Genomic DNA, 20,981 nt, shown 5'->3' with positions numbered 1-20,981 from the left:
CCGTACCGCTTTCAATGTGATTCAGTAGCGTTCAGGCCGTCAGAAGCCGCGGCCCTGCACGTACTTGTCGCGCAAGTCGCCGAGATAGGCTGGCACCGTGATGTCCCACCAGCCGGTCGGGTGCATGTTGCTCCACGGGCGCTCGATCGAACAGATCGCTTCGACCACATAGGGACGGCCCGATTCGAGTGCGCGTTGCAGCGCTGCGCCGATCTGGCGCGGATCCTCGACGCGTTCCGCGCCGGCGCCGAGCGACTTGGCGAAGTCCGCGATTTTGGCCGAGTAGGGCGCACCGTCGGGCGTCTTGAATCCTGTGATGATTTCCCGGTCTTCGCCGAACATGTTGAGCTGAAGATTGCGAATCGCGCCCCATCCACCGTTGTTGATGATAAGGAAGATCGCGGGAATGCCCATCATCACCGCCGTGGCGAGTTCCTGACCCGTCTGCAGGAATGCGCCGTCGCCACATACGGCCACCACCGGCTGGTTCGGCGCGCCGAGTTTTGCGCCGATTGCGGCCGGCAACGCGAAGCCGATGCCGGAGAAGCCGCCCGGTGTGATGTGCTGCTTGGGTCCATAGATCGGAAATTCGTTGAACACCTGATTCTGCGGATTGCTCGAGTCGGTCACCACAATCGTATTGCGCGGCAGCACTTTGCGCGCCTCGAACAGGACTTGCGAAACGGTCATCGGCGAATGGTTCGCTTCGCGCAGCGGACGGAGATGTTCGAGCCATTCCCCTTTCAACGACTGAAGACGCTTGAAAGCCGGCGAGTTCTGGTAGTCGCGCGGCTTGGCGAGATCGCGCATTTCGTCGAGCAGGCTCGACAGAATCGCCTTCGCATCGCCGACGATACCGACCTCGGCCGGATAGTTCTTGCCGATTTCAAAACCGTCGATATCCACTTGAATCAGCTTGGTCTTGGGAATGTCGAACGTGACGCCCGGACGATACGACGACGTAATGCGATCGCTGAAGCGGCAACCGATCGACAGAATCACGTCCGCTTCGCGGGTCATGGCGTTGCCCGGAATCGACCCGAGATCGCCGCATGGCCACGCATAGAGCGGATGATCTTCAGAAATCGCGCCCTTGCCCATGAACGAGGTCGTCACGGCCGCACCGATGTGTTCAGCGATGGCAACGAGCAGTTCGCTTGCTTCAGCGGCGATCACGCCGCCGCCGGCGAGAATCACCGGGCGTTCCGAGGCGAGCAGCAGCTTGGCAGCCTTGGCGATATCGACGGGGTCGCCATGAACACGTCCATGCGCGCGCCGTACCTGCGACGACGGCAGTTCCACTACAGCCGATTCCGCCTGCAAATCCTGCGGGAGATTGATGAGCGCGGGACCACGGCGGCCTTCCAGCATCGTGTTGAACGCCTGCGTCATGACACCTGGAATCTGCGCGACGTGACTCGGTTGCCACCAGCGCTTCACGACCGGTTCGGCCATGCGCGGGAAATTATCGCCGTGCGGACGGTCGAGCTCCTGGAGCACGCCCTTGCCGGTCATATAGGTATGCACGCCGCCGGTAATCAGCAATTGCGGCATCGAGTCCGCGAATGCGGTCGCTACACCGGTCAGCGTATTCGTGGCGCCAGGTCCGATCGAAGAACAGACTGCGGCGATCTGGCCGGTCGCGCGGTAATAGCCGTCGGCCATATGCGATGCGCCTTGCTCGTGCATCGCGGGAACGAGCGTGATCTCCTTCTGGCGATCGACGAATGCGTCGAGCAGCGCGGTATTGCCGTGACCGGGAATACCGAAGGTATAAGGCACCTTCTCCCGAACCAGGTACTCGACGACAATCTGTCCGCCGGTCATTTCTTTCTTTGTGTCAGTCATTTTCGTGCTCCTTTGCTTGGCAACCTGATACAGACGCGCAGCGCCAACCACGCCGCGCGAACGATGATGTTTTCCGGCACACGAACTGTGTGCCGGCGATGTGCTGAACTTTCACGCTCTAAATTCCTTGACGCTCGAGATCCCGAGATCTTGGGCAAGCATGTGATCCGTCGCGCGCAACGCCTGGGCAGCGATCGTCAACGCGGGATTGACCGCAGCCGATGAAGGCATGAACGACGCGTCCACGACATAAAGATTTTCATGCTCATGACTGCGGCAATACGGATCGAGTACGCTGTCGCGCGGGTCGTGGCCGAATTTCGCGGTGCCGCATTGATGCGATGTGGAATGTTTCAGTAACGGCTTGGTGAGTACGATCGGATAGCCGCAGTTGCGCAGTAGCGATTCGACCTTGCCGACCAGCCGCCGATGCGAACGCAGATTGTTGCGCCTGACGGAGAGCTGGATCTGACCGTCGCGCAGCGTGACGCGGTTGTCGGGATCGGGCAGGTCTTCGGAGAAAGCGATCCAGTCCATGCTGTGACGCGCCATGGTCGAGCCGACTGCTTTCGGCAGGTACGGCACGTTCGCTGACAGCATGCCGCCTTGCAGCTTGCCGAGCATCTGTGCATGGCCCATCGGAAACGCGTAGTCCGCGTCGCCAAAGTAGTACTCGTTCAGGGCAATCGTTTTCTGAAAGACGGTATTGTTCTGCTCCATCGAGAGTCCCATCAACGCGGTCTGGTTGTGCGACATGTAATTGCGTCCAACGAGGCCGGAGCGGTTGGCTATGCCGTCCGGTGCCTTGTCGTTCGCGGATCTCAGAAGGAGGGCGGCCGTATTGATCGCGCCGCATGCCACGACGATGAGCTTGGCGCGCAACGTTTCCGTCTTGCCGTCCTGTTCGACTTCAACACCTTCGATACGCTTGCCGTCCGGCGCGAGCAGGAGGCGTTTAGCGTAGGTGTTGGTACGAATCGAGACGCGCCCGGTTGCGATGGCCGGCCTGAGAAGACTCGTCTCCGCTTCGTTCTTGGCGCCGAGCTTGCATGGAAATCCATCACAGGTCTTGCAGCGAATGCAGGTACCCGATTCGCGGTAATCGACTGCGAGCGGAAGCGCCGACGTGCGCGCGCCCAGACGGCGCATCGTTTCAGCCATGCGGGCCACACGCGGTTCCGATTGCAGTTTTTCGAACGGATACGGCGTGCTGCGCCACGGCGCGCTGGGGTCGCCCGCGTCGTCGCCATGCACGCCGAAGATGGCTTCCGCCTGACCGTAGTACGGCTCGATGTCCGCATACGAGATGGGCCACGCGGGAGACGTACCTTCTTCGTGCACGAGTTCGCCGAAGTCGCGTTCGCGGAAGCGGATCATGCTGCCGCCGTAAAACTTGGTGCAGCCCCCCACGTTGTAATAGATGCTCGGCCGGAATGCGACACCGTCGGCGTCGAGCCACGAGTCGTGAGCGGTGTACTTCTTTTGATGGAAGACCGACGCAACGCTCCAGTTGTCGCTCTCGCGCGGTACCCAGTCGCCACGTTCAAGAATAAGTACTTCGACACCGTTTTCGGCCAGGCGCCGGGCTACCGCGCCGCCTCCCACGCCACTGCCGATTACGATTACGTCCGGTTTCGCTTGCATATTGACGGTGCCTGTCCAGTCAGATTCAGTCGATCGTTCGATTCGATCGCCGGGGCTTTCACCATTCACCGGCAACCCGTTAGCACTTTCAGTATTTGTGGCCAATAAAGGTCGCTCAATTTCGCAACCGCAACGAAAAGTGACGCAGACTGACGCGCTTGACCCACTTCGGTAGCGAATGGGGGTTTACCGCAGGTGATGGCGGGTGGCTCACACGGCCTACAAGTCCACCGCACGCGAAACCAGTGGGCGCGTGCGGAGACGAGTGCGTCAGAACTTGTGACGTATCCCCGCAATCGCGAGCACTTGCGAACTCGCACCGGCATCGACGTCATACGATCCGATCACCGCCTGCGCGGCGCCCCGGCCATTGGTGCCGCTCGCATGGGTGTAGCCCACGGTGGCGTAAACATCGGTCCGCTTGCTGAGCGCATAGTCGACGCCGAGATTGAACTGATGGTATTTGGCCGCTGAATCGCCGCTCGATTTCGTGTAGTTGTAGCCCGCGATAGTCTGGAGCACGGGCGACACCTGCCAGCTCGCGAACACTGAGCCGTTCTGATACTTCTCCGAACGGGAGAAAGTCGACGATGCGTCGGGCGTGTACTCGGAGAAGCTATAGGCGGCGCCCATGGTCACGGTTCCGATCACGTATTGACCACCGGCCCGCGCGATATTGACGGAGCGCGCGCTTGCATAGGCGGCGTTCACCGAACTGTTGAACAGCGAGTCCGCCGAGGACGTACCGCGCGTCGAGAGGACCGTATTGCCGTTGTCGATGTGCAAATAGCCGGCCGCGAGTCCCAGCGGCCCGTGTGCATACGAAATCGCTGCCGAATAGGTTTGACCGGAGCCTACTGAGCCTGCCACGCCGCCGAGCGCATACATGGCTTCAAGCGTGACGCCGCCCCAAACGGGACTGGCCCATTTGACTGAGTTATCAAAGCGCGCGCTGCTGTCGTAATTATCGACGTCGCCCGGCGTTGCGAACACGCCGCTAAAGGAGTCGGCCGTGATCGGCTGCAGCAGGTCGGAGATCGGATCGTACTGGCGTCCCAGCGTAATCGTGCCCCACGTGGCGCCGGAAAGCCCGACAAAAGCCTGACGCCCGAATTCACGGCCGTTTTGATGCAGTTGGCCGGAACCGATATCGAAGCCGTTCTCGATCGTAAAGTTGGCGCTCAGTCCGCCACCCAGATCTTCGCTGCCTTTAAGACCCCATTCGTTTTCAGAGAGATTGCCGGTCGACATCTTCCACTGCGAACTATGGCCGCCGCTGTTGTGAATATAGGCAAGGCCGGCGTCGACGATGCCGTACAGCGTCACGCTGCTTTGCGCGTGAGCGGTGGTGCTGAAGAAGAGTGCGGTCAATACGGTCGGGATAGCTAGTCTTTTCATTTTGCTCAATGCCATGTGGGTGAAATCGGATCGATTCGCAGCGCAATGGGGTCTCCTTACGCTTCCAGACAACGCTCGATCGAAGCTGAGGCAGCGTTATTTGCGTCACAGTATTTGCACCCAATATTCACGCCTCAATTTCGCGGATATCGAAATTGATGACGCACCGCGAAGCAGTGTTTGCGTCAGGTCGCGTGATCAATCGCGAAGATTTGCGAATCCATTCTTTTCCCAGGTTCTCGCGGGCTTGTTGCGGGTTTGTCCCTATTCGCATGCGCCAGCGCGAGCCTCCAACCCATTCACCCGGTGTCCGCATGGCTGTGCGTCAAAGTGCGTCAGCTTTACGGCAGTTGCGAAATTGAGGGGCGCTTTTTGGATGCTGACACTCGCTTCACGCTGATTCGGCGCAGGGTGCTTTTTCTCACAGGGCGGCGGTCTCGCATCGCGAGCCGCCACGTGAAGGTTGAAGGCGCACCCGGCACTACCACTCATTAGTTAAGCGGGGCAAAAAGCGATGGCATCTATCAAGTTCGACCATGTCTGCAAGACGTTCGGCGAGTTCCAGGCGGTTTCCGATCTCAATCTGGATGTCGAGGACGGTGAGTTTCTGGTTTTCGTCGGTCCGTCCGGCTGCGGCAAGTCCACGACCTTGCGCATGCTCGCGGGTCTCGAGAGCCCTTCGGACGGACGCATCTGGATCGGCGATAAGGACGTGACGGCGCTGCCGCCCGGCCGTCGCGACATTGCGATGGTGTTTCAGAGCTACGCGCTGTATCCCCATATGTCGATCTACAAGAACTTGTCCTTCGGATTGGAAGTTCGAAAGAACAATTCAAAAGAGATCGAAAGGAAGATCCGCGAAGTCGCGTCGGTACTGCGTCTCGACAATCTGCTGTCGCGCAGCCCGGGCGAACTCTCCGGTGGCCAGCGGCAACGTGTGGCATTGGGCCGCGCGATGATTCGCGAGCCGCGGCTGTTCCTGCTCGATGAGCCGCTGTCGAATCTCGACGCGGCACTGCGCACGCATATGCGCACTGAGATCGCCGAGCTGCAGCGCCGGCTCGGCACGACGATGGTGTATGTCACGCACGACCAGGTCGAGGCAATGTCGATGGGGCACCGGATCGCGGTGTTCTCCGGCGGCAAGCTGCTGCAGATCGATACGCCTGAGAGGCTTTACCGGCGGCCCATCGACCGGTATGTGGCGACCTTCATCGGTTCGCCGCGCATGAACATCGTCGATAGCGTCATCAAGCTTTCGGATAGCAACGCCGATTGCAATGCGCTGGGAGCCAGCTTTCGCTTGCCGCCGGCGCAACGCGCCGAATTCAACGGCAGCCTGCCCCAACGCATCGAGGTTGGCATCCGGCCGGGCGATCTCCATTGGGTGAAAGATGCGCCGGGCCGTTGCGCCGTGCGCACGGCGGGAATGGTGCAATCGATCGAGACGACCGGCTCCGAAAACTTCGTGCGGGTAGCGATCGGCAATTCCACTGTTGATACACGTTTTCCTGGCTTTGCCGAAGTCGGGATCGGCGACCGTGTCGAGTTGGTATTCGACCCGGAAGATTTGCATTACTTCGACGCGGACACCGGGCGCAGCCTGCGTCACTAACTGGCCCAACGATTAAAGCATGGCTTTTTCCAAATAGACCTGAGGAGTTAGGAAATGCAACGTTCTACCGGCTGTAAACGAATATTGGCTGCTGTCGCGACAGCAGTGTTGGCGGCGACTGCCATGCAATCGACCATCGCCCGCGCGGACACGATTCTGAAGCTGGCGTATGGCTCCGAGTATGTGATGGTCACGCCCGAGCTCACGAAGCAATTCTGGGGCGGTATTCAATCGGAGTTCGAGAAGACTCACCCGGGTGTGAAGGTTCAACTCATGCCGATCCCCGGTGGTTTCGACGACATCATCACGAAGGTGAGCATGTCGTACGGAAATTCGAGCTCCGCACCGGACGTCGCTCAGTTGCCCGCACAGGAAATGGCGCAATGGGCCGGGAGCGGCTACCTGCTGCCTTTGAATGCGTATGTCGCCAAAGAAGCATGGTGGAAGGAGGTCCCGGACGCGGTCAAGCAGGAGTCTACCGCCGGCAAGGATGTGATCGGGATCAGTCAGGGCGTGAATACGTCCGGGCTTCTCTACGATCGCCTCGTGTTCCAGAAAGCGGGCTTGCCTGACGACTGGCAGCCGAAGAACTGGCAGGACATTCTCGACGCGGCGCGCAAGATCAAGAAAGCCGAGCTTGGCGTGTGGCCGATCTGGGCGATCACGGGTCCGGCAGGCGGCACGTCGGCACTGGTGCTGGGCGCGGCGAATCTGTTGATGGCCTCCAGCGATTCGACCATTAAGGACAGCGCCGGCAAGTGGGCTGCGGACACCAAAGGCATCCGCGACGTGATGAACTTCTATCGGCAGGCCTCCGCCGAGGGATTGCTGGCGCCCGCGTCACTGATCCTGAATGCGAATTCTCCCGCGCTGGCCACGCCTGAAATGCCGAAGCATCACATCGGCATTGCCCTGGTAGGCAATTACGTACCGGCTGCGTGGACCAAGGCGATCTGTCAGCCGTGCTGGCCGGATGCGCCCAAATACATCGGCTTCACACCGCTGCCGACAGTCGCGGGCGGCGGCACGGCCGGTGCGTTCGGTGGTTGGGACATGTCGATCTACAAGAGCACCGCGCATCCCGATCTTGCATGGCAACTGGTCAATCTGATCGTCAGCAAGCAGAACCTGATCAATGGCGCGAACTGGACGGGTCTGGTGCCACCGATGAAATCCTACTGGACCGACAAGACCTACACCGAACTCGCGCCGCCCTATCAGGAGCAATTCGCGAAGCTGCTGGCCGTATCGAAGAGCGTGCCGGCCGATTCGGATTACCCGGTGTGGGCGCATGCCTTCGAAGCGGCGACCGAGACGCTGGTTCTGAAGCCCAAGACGAGCGTGGATGACGCGGTGCGCATGATGAAGAACGAGTTGTCGAATCAACTCGGGGCCGACAAGGTGATGGCCGCGCGGTAGTGAAACGGCGCGCCGGGCGCGGCATTGCGGCACCCGGCGTGCGCTTCTGGAGAAGAGCTTCATGATGAATCAGTCGACATTCAAGCCCGTCAGCCTCGTTTTCCTTGCCCCGGCTGCGGCGCTGCTGGCCGTGCTGTTCGCGGTCCCGGTGTGCTATGCGATCTACCTTGGCTTCACCAATCTTCAACTGATCGGTCCGCGCGCGGTGAACTACAGCTTTACCGGCCTGCAGAACGTGCGCACGCTGCTCGCCGACGATGTCTTTGTCGGCTCGCTCGTGCAGACGATCGTCTTCGTGGTCGCTTCTGGCGCAATCGGCTCGACGGTTTTGGGTCTCGCGATGGCGCTGCTGATGCAGAAGGCCAGTCCGCGACTGGGAAAAAGCATCTCCGCGCTCGCGATTCTGGCGTGGAATCTGCCGCCGATCACCATTGCGGTGATCTGGTACGCCGCCACCACAAGCGGCGGCACGTTCCCACGCCTGCTCGGCGACGCGGGTCAGGACGTGCTGTACACGTACCCGATGCTGGTCGTGTCGCTCGCGAATGTCTGGTCGCTCGCGGGCCTCTCGATGCTGATGTTCGCCGCGGCGTTGCGCAGCATTCCGACCGACATGATCGAAGCCGCGCTTCTCGAGAATGCCAACGCGTGGCAGCGGCTCACGCGACTGACGCTGCCGATGCTCAAGCCGACCATCCTGATGTCCTCGCTGCTCATGACGCTGCTGACGTTCGGCAACTTCACCCTGGTCTATCTGATGACTGGCGGCGGACCTGACAATCAGACCAACATTCTGCCGATCTATTCGTATTTGCAGGGCTTCAAATTCCATCGCCTCGGCTACAGCGCACTGCTCGGCGACGTGATCGTCGTGCTGTCTTCCGCACTCGGATTGGCATTCGTTCTGCTCGCCCGGCAATACCGGCCTGGACAGCTTCGAAAAGGGAAGATCAAGGCGATCGCAGTCTGAGCGTCTCACTGATTACCATGAAGGAATAAAGATGGAACTCTCCGCCTCCAAAATCTCCGAGCAGTCGCATCAATCGACGCGCTCCGGCTTCCGGAATTTCACGCCGTCATTCGGCAAGCTCGCGGCGAATGTCACGCTTCTCGTGATCGGCGCATATTTTGTGATTCCGATTCTGTGGCTGCTGGTCGGCTCCGTCGATCAGCACGCCGGCTGGCAGATCCAGATGCCCACGCTCACGTTGGACAACTTCATCGCTGCGATGGGGCACGGCAACGTCCAGGCCTTGTTGAACAGCGTCATCGTTTCGACGATCGCCGCAGCGGTGTCGACCTTTGCCGGTGTGCTTGCCGCCTATTCATTCTCGCGCCATCACATTCCGTGGAAAGGACCGATCCTGCTGGCTATCCTGTTTCTCTCGGGGGTGCCGATTACGATTCTTATCGTGCCGATCTATAAGATGTTTTCCGCGTTCGGCATGCTCTCGATGATTCCGACGGCCGTGCTGCTCGGCGTGACGTCGCTGCCTTTCGCGATCTATCTGATCAAGAACACGATTGACGCTATCCCTAAGGATCTCGAAGAAGCGGCCAGTATGGAACAGGCGAGTACCTTCCGGATTGTCCGCTCGGTCGTGATTCCGCTTGCGATGCCCGGCATCGCGTCCGCGGCTATTTTCAGTTTCGTCAATGCGTGGGGCAATTTCCTGATCCCGATCGTGCTGATCGCGGATCAGGCGAGTCAGCCGGCGCCCATTGCGATTTACGGCTTCATTGGCGCAGCGACGATTCGCTATGGGCAGATCGCGGCGTTCTCCGTCATCTACTCACTGCCGGTCGTGATTCTGTATTTCATCATGTCCCGGTTCTTCAGCGGCGGATTTTCGCTGAGCGGTGCGGTACGGGGATAGAACAATGCGCGCGCAATAGCGGGAGTCGGACGTGACAATCAATGGTGGCGAGATCATCGCGAAAGGGCTGCGTGCCCACGGCGTGCAATATGTGGCAGGTGTGCCGGGCGCCGGTATTCGACCGCTCATGGGTGAACTGCTTAAGCCCGGAGTGGGTATTCCTTTCATCAGGGTTGTGCGGGAGCCCAGCGCGGTGCATATGGCGGACGGGTACTTCCGGGCCTGTGGACGCGTCATGGCGGCGGTTCTTCCCGCACACTCGGGCATCGCCAAGGCGGTCGCCGCACTGGCGACCTGCGTGTCGGATTCGATCGGCGCGGTGGTGATCACGGGTGGCGAATCGGCTGACGGGTCTTATACCGTTCCCGGGCTGGTGGCATCACGTGCCGCCAGCCCGGTGTCGGAGAACGGCGCGGCGTGGAGCAAGCAACGCCTGAGTGCGAGTGAGTGTGCTGAATTGCCGGGGCTTCTTCGCCTCGCATTCGAAGCGGCAAGCGGCGGACGTCCTGGCCCGGTTCATCTCGAGGTACCGCTCAATGTGCAACGGGAATCGACCGAAGCGGCTTCAGAGTCGCAGTCTTTCCGCTCAACGGTCGAGCGCCTGAAGGGCGATGGGGAAAGCATTGCGCAAGCATTACGGATGCTCTCCAACGCTGAGCGGCCGTTGATCGTCGCCGGGGGCGGTGTGATCAGCGCCGATGCCACGCTCGACCTCCTATCGCTAGCGGAGAAGTTGTCCGCACCGATCGTCACCGCGGGGAACGGCTATGGCGTGATTCCGGCTGAGCATCCGCTCGACGGCGGCGTAGTCGGACAGACTGGCAGCACTTGCGCCAATGCGTTGCTCGAGAGAGCGGATGTCGTGCTGGTGATTGGTTGCCGGCTGTCGGACCTGCCCGACGTTCACAAACGGTCCGGTCATGCCGCAAAGTCACCGTTTGCGCGGATGATTCAGATCGATATCGAGCAGAGCGAGATCGGAATGCGGCATGCCGTCGAAGTGGGGATTGTCGCGGACGCGAAGAGCGCGTTAGTGGATCTTAAAGAGGCGATGCCACTAAAGGTGCGTCGCGCGGTACAAGTGCGGCGTCTGGACTTCCTCGAGCAGATGCGAGACATGCGGCGTAATTGGATAGCAGTATTGGCTGAGCGCGACGGCACGCGTGACAACCTGATCCGCTCGCAGCGTCCCATGATCGAACTGCGTAAAGTCCTGCAGCGGGATGCGCTCGTGGTGGTGGGCGCCGGCGGCGTGCAAGCTGTCGCGAAGCAGAGTTTTGCGGTGCATATGCCACGGACTTATCTTTCCTCCGGAAACCGGGCCGAAACGGGCTGGGCCGTGCCTGCCTCCATTGGCGCCAAGCTCGCGATGCCGGCGAGGCAGGTGGCGTGCATCGTCGAAGACATCGACTTTCTGCAATCAATGCAGGAAATCGCCGTCTGCGTGATGCACAGCATTCCAGTGGTGTACGTCGTCTACAACTACAGCGGACCCGCATTCGTTCAGAGCGGCGCGGATGCAACGGGCAGTAGATCCGTTGAACGGGATTTTTCGTTGCCCGACGGCAAGCCGTACTCGCCGGCGTATGCGGAGATCGCGAAAAGCTTTGGTCTTGAGGCGTGGCGAGTGGAGCACGCTTCACAACTTGCAGGTGCTTTCCGCAAGGCACTCGACTGCTCAGGAGCAGCCTTGGTTGAAATCATGATCGCGCGTGACGATACCGGACCCATCTCCGATTCCGCAACACAGACGGCGAACGCCGAATTGCTCCGATGCAATGAGGACGCGATATGAGCCAGATGCCGGGTCAGGACGCAAGCCAGCCATTGAATGGGAGTCGACCGCGCCGCGAACTGGCTGTGTGCGAGATCACCACGCGCAATTGGACATTCGAGCAGGACGTGCCGGCCTACGTCGCGGCGGGCATCGACGCCCTTGGCATATATCGTCCCAAGCTCGATGGGATTGGCGTGGCGAATGCGGCGCGTACCTTGCGTGAGGCAGGGCTGCCGGCGAGAAGCATGATCAGCATGAGCCACCTCGCCGGCGCCGGCGATTCGTTGCCTGCCGCGGTGATCGACGATCACATGCGCTTGCTGGACGAGTGTGCGCTGTTGGGCGTCGAGACGCTCGTTGTCGTGCCCGGCATGCGGCATGGCCGCAGCGTGGAACGCGTCGAGGCGCTCGCAATCGACGCGCTGGGCAGGTTGGCTTCCGCTGCTGCGGAAAGAGACGTCGTACTCGCGCTCGAGCCGATACGGGCGCCATATTTCGATTGTCTCAACACGCTGTCCGACGCCGAAAAGATGGTGCGCACCGTCGCGCTACCGGGCATCGGCATCGTGTTCGATACCTGGCATCTATGGAATGAGGCCGGCCTGAAGGAGACCCTGAAATCGGCGGCCGACCTCATCCGCCTTGTGCATATCTCGGACTGGCACGATCCCCCCCGAGAACACGACGACCGCCTCGTGCCGGGCGAAGGCGTCATGCCGCTCGCCGGGATCGTCAGGTATCTGGACGAACTCGGTTACGCCGGAGCATATGAAGTGGAGATATTTTCGAAGGACGTCTGGGCGTCGGATTATCACGACGTTTTGCGGCGCTGTCGGAGATGGTTCGACGGCGTTTGGGGTGATGAGCGGCAAGCCGTGCAACTGGGTGCAGAAAATTGAAAAGCCATAAGATCAAGAGCGTGAACTATATCGTAGTGGGCGGCGGAACGACAGGATGCATCATCGCCGCGCGGCTTTCGGAAGATCCCTCGGTCACGGTCGTTCTGGTCGAGGAGGGGCCGCCGGACTCGAGTCCGTACATCAAATTTCCCGGCACCTACTACAAGACTTCTCAGGGGCCTCTGCTTAAACGCTATCCGTGGGAGGCGGCTGCCGGATATCCACGCGGGCAGAACGACACCATGATTCAGGCGAGCGTGCTGGGAGGCGGCAGCTCGGTCAACGGCATGGTTTACATCCGCGGCAATCCCGCTGACTACGACGGCTGGGAACAGGCCGGCGCGGCAGGCTGGTCGTATCGCGACGTGCTGCCGTACTTTCGGCGCGCGGAAAGCAACGCGGATTTTTGCGGCGAGCAACACGGTATCGACGGTCCAGTGGGTATCAGTTTTCCTGGCTATATTCATCCGTTGACTCGCAAATGGCTGCAGGCCTGCCAACAATATGGCATGTCCTACACGGCCGATTTCAACGGAGGCGATCAGGAGGGCTGCGGGATCTATCAGATCGCCGTGAAAGACGGCTTGCGTTCCAGTTCCGCCAGTGCTTATCTTCGCCCGGCGATGCGCCGGAATAATCTGCACGTCTGGACAGGCGTCAAAGTCACGCGGGTACTGATCGAACAAGGACGCGCGGTCGGGATCCGTTATGAAAGGGGCGGCATTCGTGCGGAATTGCGCACGGACGGCGAGGTGATCGTGTCGTCGGGAACGATCAATACGCCGAAGCTTCTGATGCTTTCCGGTATCGGCGGCGCGGCGCAGTTGCGTGAACACGGCATACCGGTGCAGGCCGACTTGCCTGCGGTAGGACGGAACATGCAGGATCACCTGGAGATGTCGCTGGTTTATCAGCTTAAAGGTGTCGACAGCTACGACCGGTACAAAAAGCCCGCGTGGAAGGCGTGGGCGGCATTGCAATACCTGGTCGCGAGAAGCGGCCCCATCGCCTCCAATCTGATCGAGGCCGGTGCGTTCTCGCGCGGGTCCCGGTCGGATGCACTGCCCGATCTCCAGTACTTTTTCATCGTCGGCGCGGGCATTGAAGAAGGCACGGACAGCGTTCCTGGTGGCACTGGCTGCACACTGAATTTCGAACACGTCAGACCGCGTTCGCGAGGAACCGTCTCGCTCAGAAGCGGCGATCCGTATGCGCTGCCGCGCATCGCGCCGAACTATATGGCCGAACAGTACGACCTCGATCGATTGATCGAGGGATTCACGATCGGCACGGAGATCATGACGCAGCCCGCGTTCAGTGCGGTGGTCGAACGGCGCCATTACCCCGGGTGCCATTTCAAGGATCGCGAGGCACTGGGCGCATATCTCCGCCAAAACGCCCGAGCGGCGCTGCATCCGGTCGGCACGTGCCGGATGGGCAGTGGAGACGACAGCGTGGTGGCGCCCGATTTGCGCGTTCGCGGCATCGAGGGCTTGCGGGTCGCGGATGCGTCGATCATGCCGAACATTCCGTCGGGAAACACGAATGCCGCTTGCACGATGATCGGCGAAAAGGCGTCGGACATCATTCGGGGTTTTCCGGCGTTGGCATCAGCGCCATCCGGCATGGTTGAGGACACGAAGGCCCGGACGGTATCCGCATAGCCGTAAAGGAACCTGAGAGAACTCAATAGCGCGTCACATTGCGTCGGTTTCGCGGTGGTCGCGAAATTGAATCGCCGATTTTGAAAACACATACTCGGTTACACCGACGCAACGAGTCAAAGACTTCGCACTGCGTGAGCCAAGGCCGTCGCAGATCGATCGGCCCCGGGGCGGGATACGTATCCCGTGATTGGCAGCAGATTGGCAGAAACGGAAATTGAACCAGCGGATAGAGATTAAGGGGCAATAAATATGTCGTACTACTTGAAGTCGTCCACCACGCAGCCGTCCGGCGAAGCCGATGTTAAGCAGGTGAGGCGTGTCGTAGAAGAAATGATCGCCGATATTTCAGAGCGCAAGGATGCTGCATTGCATGCGTACTCGGCGAAATTCGATAAGTGGGACCCCGAGCAGTTCCGCCTGACTCAGGAGCAGATCGATGCGTGTCTGGCAGAGCTGACTCCGCAACAGATTGCCGACATCAAGTTCGCCCAGGAACAAGTGAGGAACTTTGCGCGCCATCAATTGGCATCAGTGCGCGATATCGAAGTGGAGACGCTGCCGGGCGTCATTCTCGGTCATAAGAATGTGCCGGTCGAAACTGTGGGCTGTTATGTGCCGAGCGGCAAATATCCGCTGGTGGCGTCGGCACATATGGGGATCGTCACGGCGAAGGTAGCCGGCGTGAGCCGTGTGATTGCCACATCGCCCCCGTTCGAAGGCCGTCCGAGCGCGCCTGTGATCGCTGCCATTCACCTCGCCGGCGCGGATGAAATTTACTGCATCGGTGGCGTCCAGGCAGTTACAGCGATGGCGTTGGGTATCGGCGAATTTCCGCAGGTCGACATCATTGTCGGTCCGGGCAATGCGTACGTTGCAGAGGCGAAGCGTCAGCTATTCGGGCAAGTTGGTATCGATCTGATCGCGGGACCGACGGAGACCCTCGTCATCGCGGACGATACGGTGGACGGCGAGCTTGTCGCGACCGATCTGCTCGGTCAGGCGGAGCATGGGCCGACGTCGCCCGCCGTGCTGATCACCACGTCGCGTGAGCTCGGCGAGCAGACGCTCGTGGAAGTCGAGCGTCTGCTTGGCCTGCTCGATACGTCCGAGATCGCGCGTAAGGCGTGGGAAGGCTACGGTGAAGTGATCGTCTGTGAGAACGACGAAGAAATGATCCGCGAAGCCGACCGCATCGCGTCGGAACACGTTCAGGTCATGACTCGGGAGCCGGACTATTTCCTTCAGCGTCTGCGCAACTACGGCGCGCTATTCCTCGGTGCGCGCACGAACGTCGCGTATGGCGATAAGGTGATCGGCACGAACCATACGCTGCCGACCTCGAGAGCCGCGCGCTTCACGGGCGGTCTGTGGGTCGGCAAGTTCCTCAAGACGTGTACCTACCAACGCGTGTTGACGGATGAAGCGTCGGTGCTGGTCGGCGAATACTGCTCGCGTCTGTGCATTCTGGAAGGTTTCTCAGGTCACGCAGAACAGGCGAATATCCGTCTGCGGCGGCTTGGAAACCGCGAAGTGGCCTTCGGCAAGGCGGCAGCCGAACCTGTGGTGCCGGTCGCTGAATAGTAAGTGTGACTCGGCGAGTGCCTCCGGGCTCGACCTCCGGAGGACTCGCCGGGAGGCGCTTTGCGAGAAACGACACTGTAATGCCACTCAAAGCCCCAGAACCCTTGCAGGACGGACAAAAGGACCGGGCTTCAAACCCAGTTGAGGGCGTCAGACGCGCTCAGGTCGGTTCGACTCCGGCTGCCTTCCGCGATGCGCGCCTTGCTGACATGATCCAAATACGCGGCGCGGCTTGGCGTCCAGTATCGGGTCATGTCGAGGTTCAGGGCACTCGCGAGCGCATTGATCGAACGCGGCTTTTCCTCGCTCGCGATGCCGTCGAGCAGGGTACCGGGCAGCAAAAACCGAGATTCCGGAGCTTGCGAACGTGAAGCACTTGTTCGTCAAAGCGCTCGCACGGGTGAACAACCGCGCCGAGAATAGTCATCAACCAACTCGCGAACGTGAGCATCGCATGCGCGGCTTTCGCGACCCGAAGCGGACACAGAAATTTCTCTCGTGCTTCGGGCTGATCCGGCAACATTTCGCGCTCAAGCGGCATTTGTTGCGCGCTTCGCTTTACCGCAAACAACTCGCTGCCCGCTTCGTCGCCTGGTGCGAATTTGCCGAAGCCTGCCTAAATCCGTCGTTTTTTTTCTGATCGCTCGTCCAACTGGACCTTGAATCGCGCACTCACGCTAAGTTGACAGAGCCGTCCTGAATGTTGCTTAGGGATTGTTCAGGATTGGGTACGGTTTGAGGTGGAACGGATTTGGCGCGATTTTGCACAAAGCGGTTCAGCACGAACACTCCAATTGTGACAATAGCCACGACGACTGTCGCCAGTGCGTTCATTTCCGGATTCATGCCCAATCGCACTCTTGAGAAAACGACCAGAGGTAACGTGGTTGACCCTGGCCCGGAAAGAAACGCGCTCAGGATAAGATCGTCGACTGATATCGTAAATGAGAGAAGCCACCCTGATACGACTGCCTGATAGATGAGCGGGAGGGTTATGTAGAAGAAAACACGGACTGGCCCGGCGCCAAGGTCAAGTGCGGCTTCCTCAGTTGCCTTGTCCAGTTCCTTTACGCGGGATTGCACTACGATTGCGACGTAGGACACGCAAAGAACGGTATGGCCTATGGTCATCGTGAGCCAACCTCGCCCGCGCGGCCAGCCGAACAATTGCTCCATTGCAACGAAAAGCAATAGCAACGCAATCCCGATGATCACCTCAGGAATGACAAGCGGCGCATTGATCATCAAGGAGAACAGCGTTCGACCTTGAAATCGATTGAAGTGCGCGAGGATAAACCCTGCCCACGTACCCACTACCGTTGAGGCGCACGCCGTCAGGAGCGCGATTTTTAGCGAGAGTACGGCGGCATCAATTAACTCGTCGTCGCTCAACAGCGCGGTGTACCACCGAAACGAGAAATGAGACCACACGCTGACGAGTCTCGAGTCGTTGAATGAATAAATGACGACGCTCATTATGGGAGCGTACAGAAACAGAAATCCCATGACTAGCACTGCAGTGCTGGCTTTGGCCGTTGCGTTTTTCATGCTACACACCTCGCTCTCGATTTTGATAATGTTGAAACGCAGCGATGGGGCCCAACAGCAGTACCACCATCGCGACGGTGACAGCAGACGCCATCGGCCAATCGGTGTTGTTGAAGAACTCGTCCCACATAAGCCGTCCGATCATCAACGTGCCAGAGCCGCCCAATATCTCAGGGATGACGTACTCGCCAACCGAAGGGATAAAGACCAGCAAACTACCTGCGATGATGCCGTTTCGGGAAAGTGGGATGGTCACGCGGAAGAACGCCTCAACAGGTCCCGCTCCGAGATCGTAGGCTGCCTCGAGCAGATTCAGATCCATCTTTGCAAGGTGCGCGCAGAGTGGCATCACCATGAAGGGCAGGTACGAGTACACCATCCCGATGTAGACGCCAAGGTCAGTGTGGTAAAGACGTATCGGAGACGCTATAAACCCAGCTGCCATTAGCGCGCGATTGAGCAATCCATCGTCCTTGAGGATTCCGACCCACGCGTAAACGCGAATTAGAAATGATGTCCAGAACGGAAGCATCACGCCGATCATCAGAAGATTTCTCTTGCCAGGCGCTGCCCTGGATATGCAATAGGCAAACGGATATCCAATTACCAGGCTGAGGATGGTTGAGATGGATGCAATTTTGAGGGAGCTAACGTATGTCGAAACGTAAAGATGATCCGTCAGGATGTACGCGTAGTGTTGGAGACTAAGGACAATACGAATCACTGAATCGCGTACGGAAGTCGTGTCGGTGTAGGGCGGGCTGCGAAGCGCCACTTCTGAAAAACTGATTTTGAGCACGAGCAGCAGCGGAATCGCGAGAAAGAGCACGAGCCATGCAGAGGGAACAGCGATGGCAGTCGTGCGGCGGGAAGGCAATATCAACCGCAAGCGCGCCAACGCAGTGTGCAACGCTACCAGCGGACCAGTTGCCGCAGATCGGGTTTGGAATGTTTTCATGACGTAAGTACCACCCCGTCAACTGCATCCCACGATACGAAGACATGATCCCCGCATTCCGGGACCTTCTCATCCGTTGCGCCGTGTATTGGAATGTTCGCCAGTAAGACCATGCCGGCAGGAAGCCGAACATGACAAATCGAATAGTCGCCCATATAGGCCACGTCGGTTACAAGGGCGGAAGACCAGTTAGCCGGCTGACGCGGGCTGCGGAAAGAAACGCGAACGCGAGCGGGTCGAACTGAAATAGAAACGGACATGCCGACTGGGCCGGTAATGCCATGGTTGATATACAAGGGCGAATCCAACTGGTCGCACCGGATGACAACATGATCTGCTTCGTCCTCCACCGTGACACCGTTAAAAATATTAGCCGTACCGATGAAGCTTGCTGTGAAGCGGCTATTCGGGAACTCGTAAACTGCGCGAGGTGTTCCGCATTGAACGATTGCGCCGCCGCTCATTACGGCGAGGCGATCGGCCATGGTCATCGCTTCTTCCTGGTCGTGCGTCACCATAATGCACGTGACCCCGACGTTTTCGATGATCTTCGCAAGTTCTAGCTGCGTCTTCTGGCGGATTTGCCTGTCTAGCGCCGACATGGGCTCATCAAGCAGGAGAAGTTTGGGCTGTTTGGCAAGCGATCGGGCAAGCGCAACGCGTTGTTGCTGGCCTCCCGACAACTGGCTGGGCTTCCTGTGCGAAAACTGTGTCATCTGAACTAGCTCTAGCATGCCCATAACACGCTCTCTGCGTTCGCCACGCGTCAAATTCTCCCATTTCAAGCCGAAGCTGACGTTTTCTGCAGCGGTCATGTGAGGGAAAAGCGCGTATGACTGGAACATCATGTTGACCGGTCTGCGATAGGGGGGAAGGTCTGTGATGTCCATACCGTCCACAAGAATGCGGCCGGTCGTGGGCGCCTCGAAGCCCGCGAGCATCCGAAGCAGCGTCGACTTTCCGCATCCGGAACTCCCCAGTAAGGCGAATAATTCGCCTTTATCCACCGAAAGATTTACGTCTTGTACAGCCGCCACGTCCCCAAACTTTTTAACCACGTTCTCGATAAGTACGAACTGGGATTGGCGGTGCGCTTGATGATTGTGTCTAGCCTGCTGCTGGAGCGAGGGCGGGGCATCAGTGAGATTCATGAATGTATGAGCCGTCTGAAATGGAGATTGCGTTGACTGGATGGGGCGTGCATCGCGCCGTGGGGAGCGACGTACGCCTCGAGTGGGGATCAATGCTCAGAAGGTATAGACGAGCGTCGTGCCAATCACGTCGTTGCTCTTTCGCCAGGAGCCGTCTGCTCTTTGGAAAACATTGCGATTTGACCAGTCATGTCTGTATTCGACCTTAACTGTGTAACTCACGGCCGGGTAGAACATCAGGTCCAGCGCTATATCCTGATGGTTTGCACCTTTACAACTTTGCCCGTTGTTATTGGACGAAGCGAGGCACGCGGGATCGATACCAAATCCATTGAGGCCGTCTGTTCCAGGCGATGCTGAGCCGGCAATAGACGATCCCCCTACATAAGTATTTCCGCCGCCGCCGCCGTTTTTGCTGTCGTTAAGATAGTCCCAGCGCGCCGCGAATCCCATTAAGCCGATAGTCGGGAGGCGCCACTTTTGGGTGTACAGGAGCGAGAAGCCCCACCAGGTCGCATCGCCGCCGTTCCATGCAGCGTGTTTCTGGTTGCCTAGATCGAACTCGGCATTGAAGGTGGAATCGGCGACCGCGTACGAAGCGTCGATCTCCGTGAACATGTAGGTCGAAAACGCACCACTGCTTGAGCAGTTATAGCCGAACCCTCCTGACGTGCAATCCCCTGCAGCATTGCCGGAATAAATCAGCTGTCGACCAACAGCGGCCGACCAACCCCAATCCCACGCACCCTTGGACCGGTCAATCCGCCAGTTGATCATCGGCGTGAGGTTTGTATGAAGACGTGCGCTTGAGTCCGATGCGGTTGCTGCATGCGTCAGATTCTGTTCATTGCCTAGAATAACCTTCCACGTGTACTCGCCGTGTGAGCCGTTGTAGCCAATTCCAACAAAATATCCGGGAATACTGAAGTCGTATAAGAGGTTGTGCGTGAGCGTCGGCAACGTGTTCGATTGCTGATACTCATATCCCGCCAAACTGGGCATCAAGCCGGCCACGAACTGATTCGCGTCGTCGTGCGGAATCGTCACGAAGGCCGTGTTGAACATGTTGTTACCCTTCGCGCCGTCGAGCGTGGTATTGCCCGCGCCACGGTTTGGCTGGATCTGGATTTCTGCAGAGGGCGCTAGTGGGCCGACGCCAAATGTCTTCTTGATATCCAGATAAACATCTCCTGCATTTCCGTTGTAATACGTATATGCACTGTTATGGTCCAGGAAGGAGAACCCGCCGCTACGGGCGTTTCGATTGTAGAGGTATACCGGGTCGAGATAACCTGTAACAGAAAGGCCCGCGGTTGGACCTTCACTGGCGGCAGTGCTCAAGGTCTCGACCTGCAAATCCTGTTTGGCTACCTGTTGCTTAAGCGAGGCAAATTCAGTGGCTGACACACCCGGGTCCGGGTTCTGCGGCTTTGCGGAGGCGGCTGCGGCCGCCGACTTTTCAAGGTCATCAACCTTCCGCTGAAGAGTGAGCAGCTCCGATTTCAGTTCGTCGATGCTGGTATCTGCGTGCGAAACGCCAGGCAAACCGGCAATCAACAATGCTCCTATTATTTTCTTCATTACGCGAATCCCGAGTGT

General features: G+C 59.0%; 15 protein-coding genes, 1 tRNA gene and 1 pseudogene. 10 read left to right on the top strand and 7 right to left on the bottom strand.

Annotated features, from left to right (window positions below):
• Positions 1-39: 39 nt before the first annotated feature.
• The 3 genes from HHL24_RS13935 to HHL24_RS13925 form a co-directional block, all read right to left on the bottom strand.
• On the bottom strand, positions 40-1,848 hold the full coding sequence (locus HHL24_RS13935; RefSeq protein WP_169486038.1) for a thiamine pyrophosphate-binding protein: 1,809 nt from the start codon (positions 1,846-1,848) through the stop codon (positions 40-42).
• 111 nt (positions 1,849-1,959) lie between these two features.
• Positions 1,960-3,492 (bottom strand): GMC family oxidoreductase, encoded by a 1,533-nt coding sequence (locus tag HHL24_RS13930; protein ID WP_169486037.1) that lies wholly within the window; start codon positions 3,490-3,492, stop codon positions 1,960-1,962.
• 270 nt (positions 3,493-3,762) lie between these two features.
• A complete protein-coding gene (locus tag HHL24_RS13925) occupies positions 3,763-4,890 on the bottom strand; it encodes a porin (RefSeq protein WP_169486036.1) in 1,128 nt (375 codons plus the stop codon).
• A 514-nt stretch (positions 4,891-5,404) separates the two neighbouring features.
• On the opposite strand from HHL24_RS13925, the gene HHL24_RS13920 reads away from it, so the two are divergent.
• From HHL24_RS13920 to HHL24_RS13875, 10 genes and pseudogenes are all read left to right on the top strand, one after another.
• A complete protein-coding gene (locus HHL24_RS13920) occupies positions 5,405-6,505 on the top strand; it encodes an ABC transporter ATP-binding protein (protein ID WP_169486035.1) in 1,101 nt (366 codons plus the stop codon).
• Positions 6,506-6,628: 123 nt separating this feature from the next.
• Entirely contained in the window at positions 6,629-7,924 is a 1,296-nt protein-coding gene (locus HHL24_RS13915) for an ABC transporter substrate-binding protein (protein WP_169486034.1), read from the top strand.
• Positions 7,925-7,985: 61 nt separating this feature from the next.
• Positions 7,986-8,894, top strand: a complete 909-nt coding sequence (locus HHL24_RS13910) for a carbohydrate ABC transporter permease (RefSeq protein WP_169486033.1) — start codon at positions 7,986-7,988, stop codon at positions 8,892-8,894.
• A gap of 31 nt (positions 8,895-8,925) precedes the next feature.
• A complete protein-coding gene (locus tag HHL24_RS13905) occupies positions 8,926-9,801 on the top strand; it encodes a carbohydrate ABC transporter permease (protein WP_169486032.1) in 876 nt (291 codons plus the stop codon).
• A 31-nt stretch (positions 9,802-9,832) separates the two neighbouring features.
• Positions 9,833-11,596 carry a thiamine pyrophosphate-binding protein gene (locus HHL24_RS44775; RefSeq protein ID WP_169486031.1) on the top strand — a complete coding sequence of 588 codons (1,764 nt, stop codon included), beginning with the start codon at positions 9,833-9,835 and terminating at the stop codon, positions 11,594-11,596.
• Entirely contained in the window at positions 11,593-12,477 is an 885-nt protein-coding gene (locus HHL24_RS13895; protein WP_169486030.1) for a sugar phosphate isomerase/epimerase family protein, read from the top strand. Before HHL24_RS44775 ends, HHL24_RS13895 begins: the two co-directional genes overlap by 4 nt.
• A gap of 20 nt (positions 12,478-12,497) precedes the next feature.
• Positions 12,498-14,141 carry a GMC family oxidoreductase gene (locus HHL24_RS13890; protein WP_206002855.1) on the top strand — a complete coding sequence of 548 codons (1,644 nt, stop codon included), beginning with the start codon at positions 12,498-12,500 and terminating at the stop codon, positions 14,139-14,141.
• A gap of 252 nt (positions 14,142-14,393) precedes the next feature.
• Positions 14,394-15,725 (top strand): histidinol dehydrogenase, encoded by a 1,332-nt coding sequence (gene hisD / locus HHL24_RS13885; RefSeq protein WP_169486029.1) that lies wholly within the window; start codon positions 14,394-14,396, stop codon positions 15,723-15,725.
• A 109-nt stretch (positions 15,726-15,834) separates the two neighbouring features.
• Positions 15,835-15,915: transfer RNA gene (locus tag HHL24_RS13880), tRNA-OTHER, on the top strand.
• Between the two features lie 138 nt (positions 15,916-16,053).
• Positions 16,054-16,365 (top strand): annotated as a pseudogene (locus HHL24_RS13875) (IS6 family transposase); the annotation flags it as partial.
• Positions 16,366-16,397: 32 nt separating this feature from the next.
• Here HHL24_RS13875 and HHL24_RS13870 read toward each other — a convergent pair.
• The 4 genes from HHL24_RS13870 to HHL24_RS13855 all read right to left on the bottom strand — a co-directional run bounded on the left by HHL24_RS13870 (position 16,398) and on the right by HHL24_RS13855 (position 20,963).
• Positions 16,398-17,273, bottom strand: a complete 876-nt coding sequence (locus HHL24_RS13870) for an ABC transporter permease subunit (protein ID WP_169486028.1) — start codon at positions 17,271-17,273, stop codon at positions 16,398-16,400.
• A 1-nt stretch (position 17,274) separates the two neighbouring features.
• On the bottom strand, positions 17,275-18,231 hold the full coding sequence (locus tag HHL24_RS13865; RefSeq protein WP_169486027.1) for an ABC transporter permease subunit: 957 nt from the start codon (positions 18,229-18,231) through the stop codon (positions 17,275-17,277).
• The gene (locus tag HHL24_RS13860) at positions 18,228-19,382 is read right to left on the bottom strand and encodes an ABC transporter ATP-binding protein (protein ID WP_169486026.1); all 1,155 of its coding nucleotides are present in this window, start codon (positions 19,380-19,382) and stop codon (positions 18,228-18,230) included. The genes HHL24_RS13865 and HHL24_RS13860 overlap by 4 nt, the downstream gene beginning before the upstream one ends.
• A gap of 96 nt (positions 19,383-19,478) precedes the next feature.
• The gene (locus HHL24_RS13855; protein WP_169486025.1) at positions 19,479-20,963 is read right to left on the bottom strand and encodes a DUF3138 family protein; all 1,485 of its coding nucleotides are present in this window, start codon (positions 20,961-20,963) and stop codon (positions 19,479-19,481) included.
• Between the last annotated feature and the right edge of the window lie 18 nt (positions 20,964-20,981).

The sequence above is a fragment of the Paraburkholderia polaris genome (genome assembly GCF_012927345.1).
Taxonomy (GTDB): Bacteria; Pseudomonadota; Gammaproteobacteria; order Burkholderiales; family Burkholderiaceae; genus Paraburkholderia; species Paraburkholderia polaris.
The sequence above is the reverse complement of the archived record's forward strand: the minus strand, read 5'-3'. Positions and strand labels throughout refer to the sequence as shown.

Excerpts from the sequence above, each read along its gene's own strand:
- HHL24_RS13935 (WP_169486038.1), bottom strand. The coding sequence starts at position 1,848 with ATGACTGACACAAAGAAAGAAATGACCGGCGGACAGATTGTCGTCGAG.
- HHL24_RS13860 (WP_169486026.1), bottom strand. The coding sequence starts at position 19,382 with ATGAATCTCACTGATGCCCCGCCCTCGCTCCAGCAGCAGGCTAGACAC.
- hisD (WP_169486029.1), top strand. The coding sequence starts at position 14,394 with ATGTCGTACTACTTGAAGTCGTCCACCACGCAGCCGTCCGGCGAAGCC.
- HHL24_RS13930 (WP_169486037.1), bottom strand. The coding sequence starts at position 3,492 with ATGCAAGCGAAACCGGACGTAATCGTAATCGGCAGTGGCGTGGGAGGC.
- HHL24_RS13920 (WP_169486035.1), top strand. The coding sequence starts at position 5,405 with ATGGCATCTATCAAGTTCGACCATGTCTGCAAGACGTTCGGCGAGTTC.
- HHL24_RS13895 (WP_169486030.1), top strand. The coding sequence starts at position 11,593 with ATGAGCCAGATGCCGGGTCAGGACGCAAGCCAGCCATTGAATGGGAGT.
- HHL24_RS13855 (WP_169486025.1), bottom strand. The coding sequence starts at position 20,963 with ATGAAGAAAATAATAGGAGCATTGTTGATTGCCGGTTTGCCTGGCGTT.
- HHL24_RS13865 (WP_169486027.1), bottom strand. The coding sequence starts at position 18,231 with ATGAAAACATTCCAAACCCGATCTGCGGCAACTGGTCCGCTGGTAGCG.
- HHL24_RS13925 (WP_169486036.1), bottom strand. The coding sequence starts at position 4,890 with ATGAAAAGACTAGCTATCCCGACCGTATTGACCGCACTCTTCTTCAGC.
- HHL24_RS13915 (WP_169486034.1), top strand. The coding sequence starts at position 6,629 with ATGCAATCGACCATCGCCCGCGCGGACACGATTCTGAAGCTGGCGTAT.
- HHL24_RS13870 (WP_169486028.1), bottom strand. The coding sequence starts at position 17,273 with ATGAAAAACGCAACGGCCAAAGCCAGCACTGCAGTGCTAGTCATGGGA.
- HHL24_RS13905 (WP_169486032.1), top strand. The coding sequence starts at position 8,926 with ATGGAACTCTCCGCCTCCAAAATCTCCGAGCAGTCGCATCAATCGACG.
- HHL24_RS13910 (WP_169486033.1), top strand. The coding sequence starts at position 7,986 with ATGATGAATCAGTCGACATTCAAGCCCGTCAGCCTCGTTTTCCTTGCC.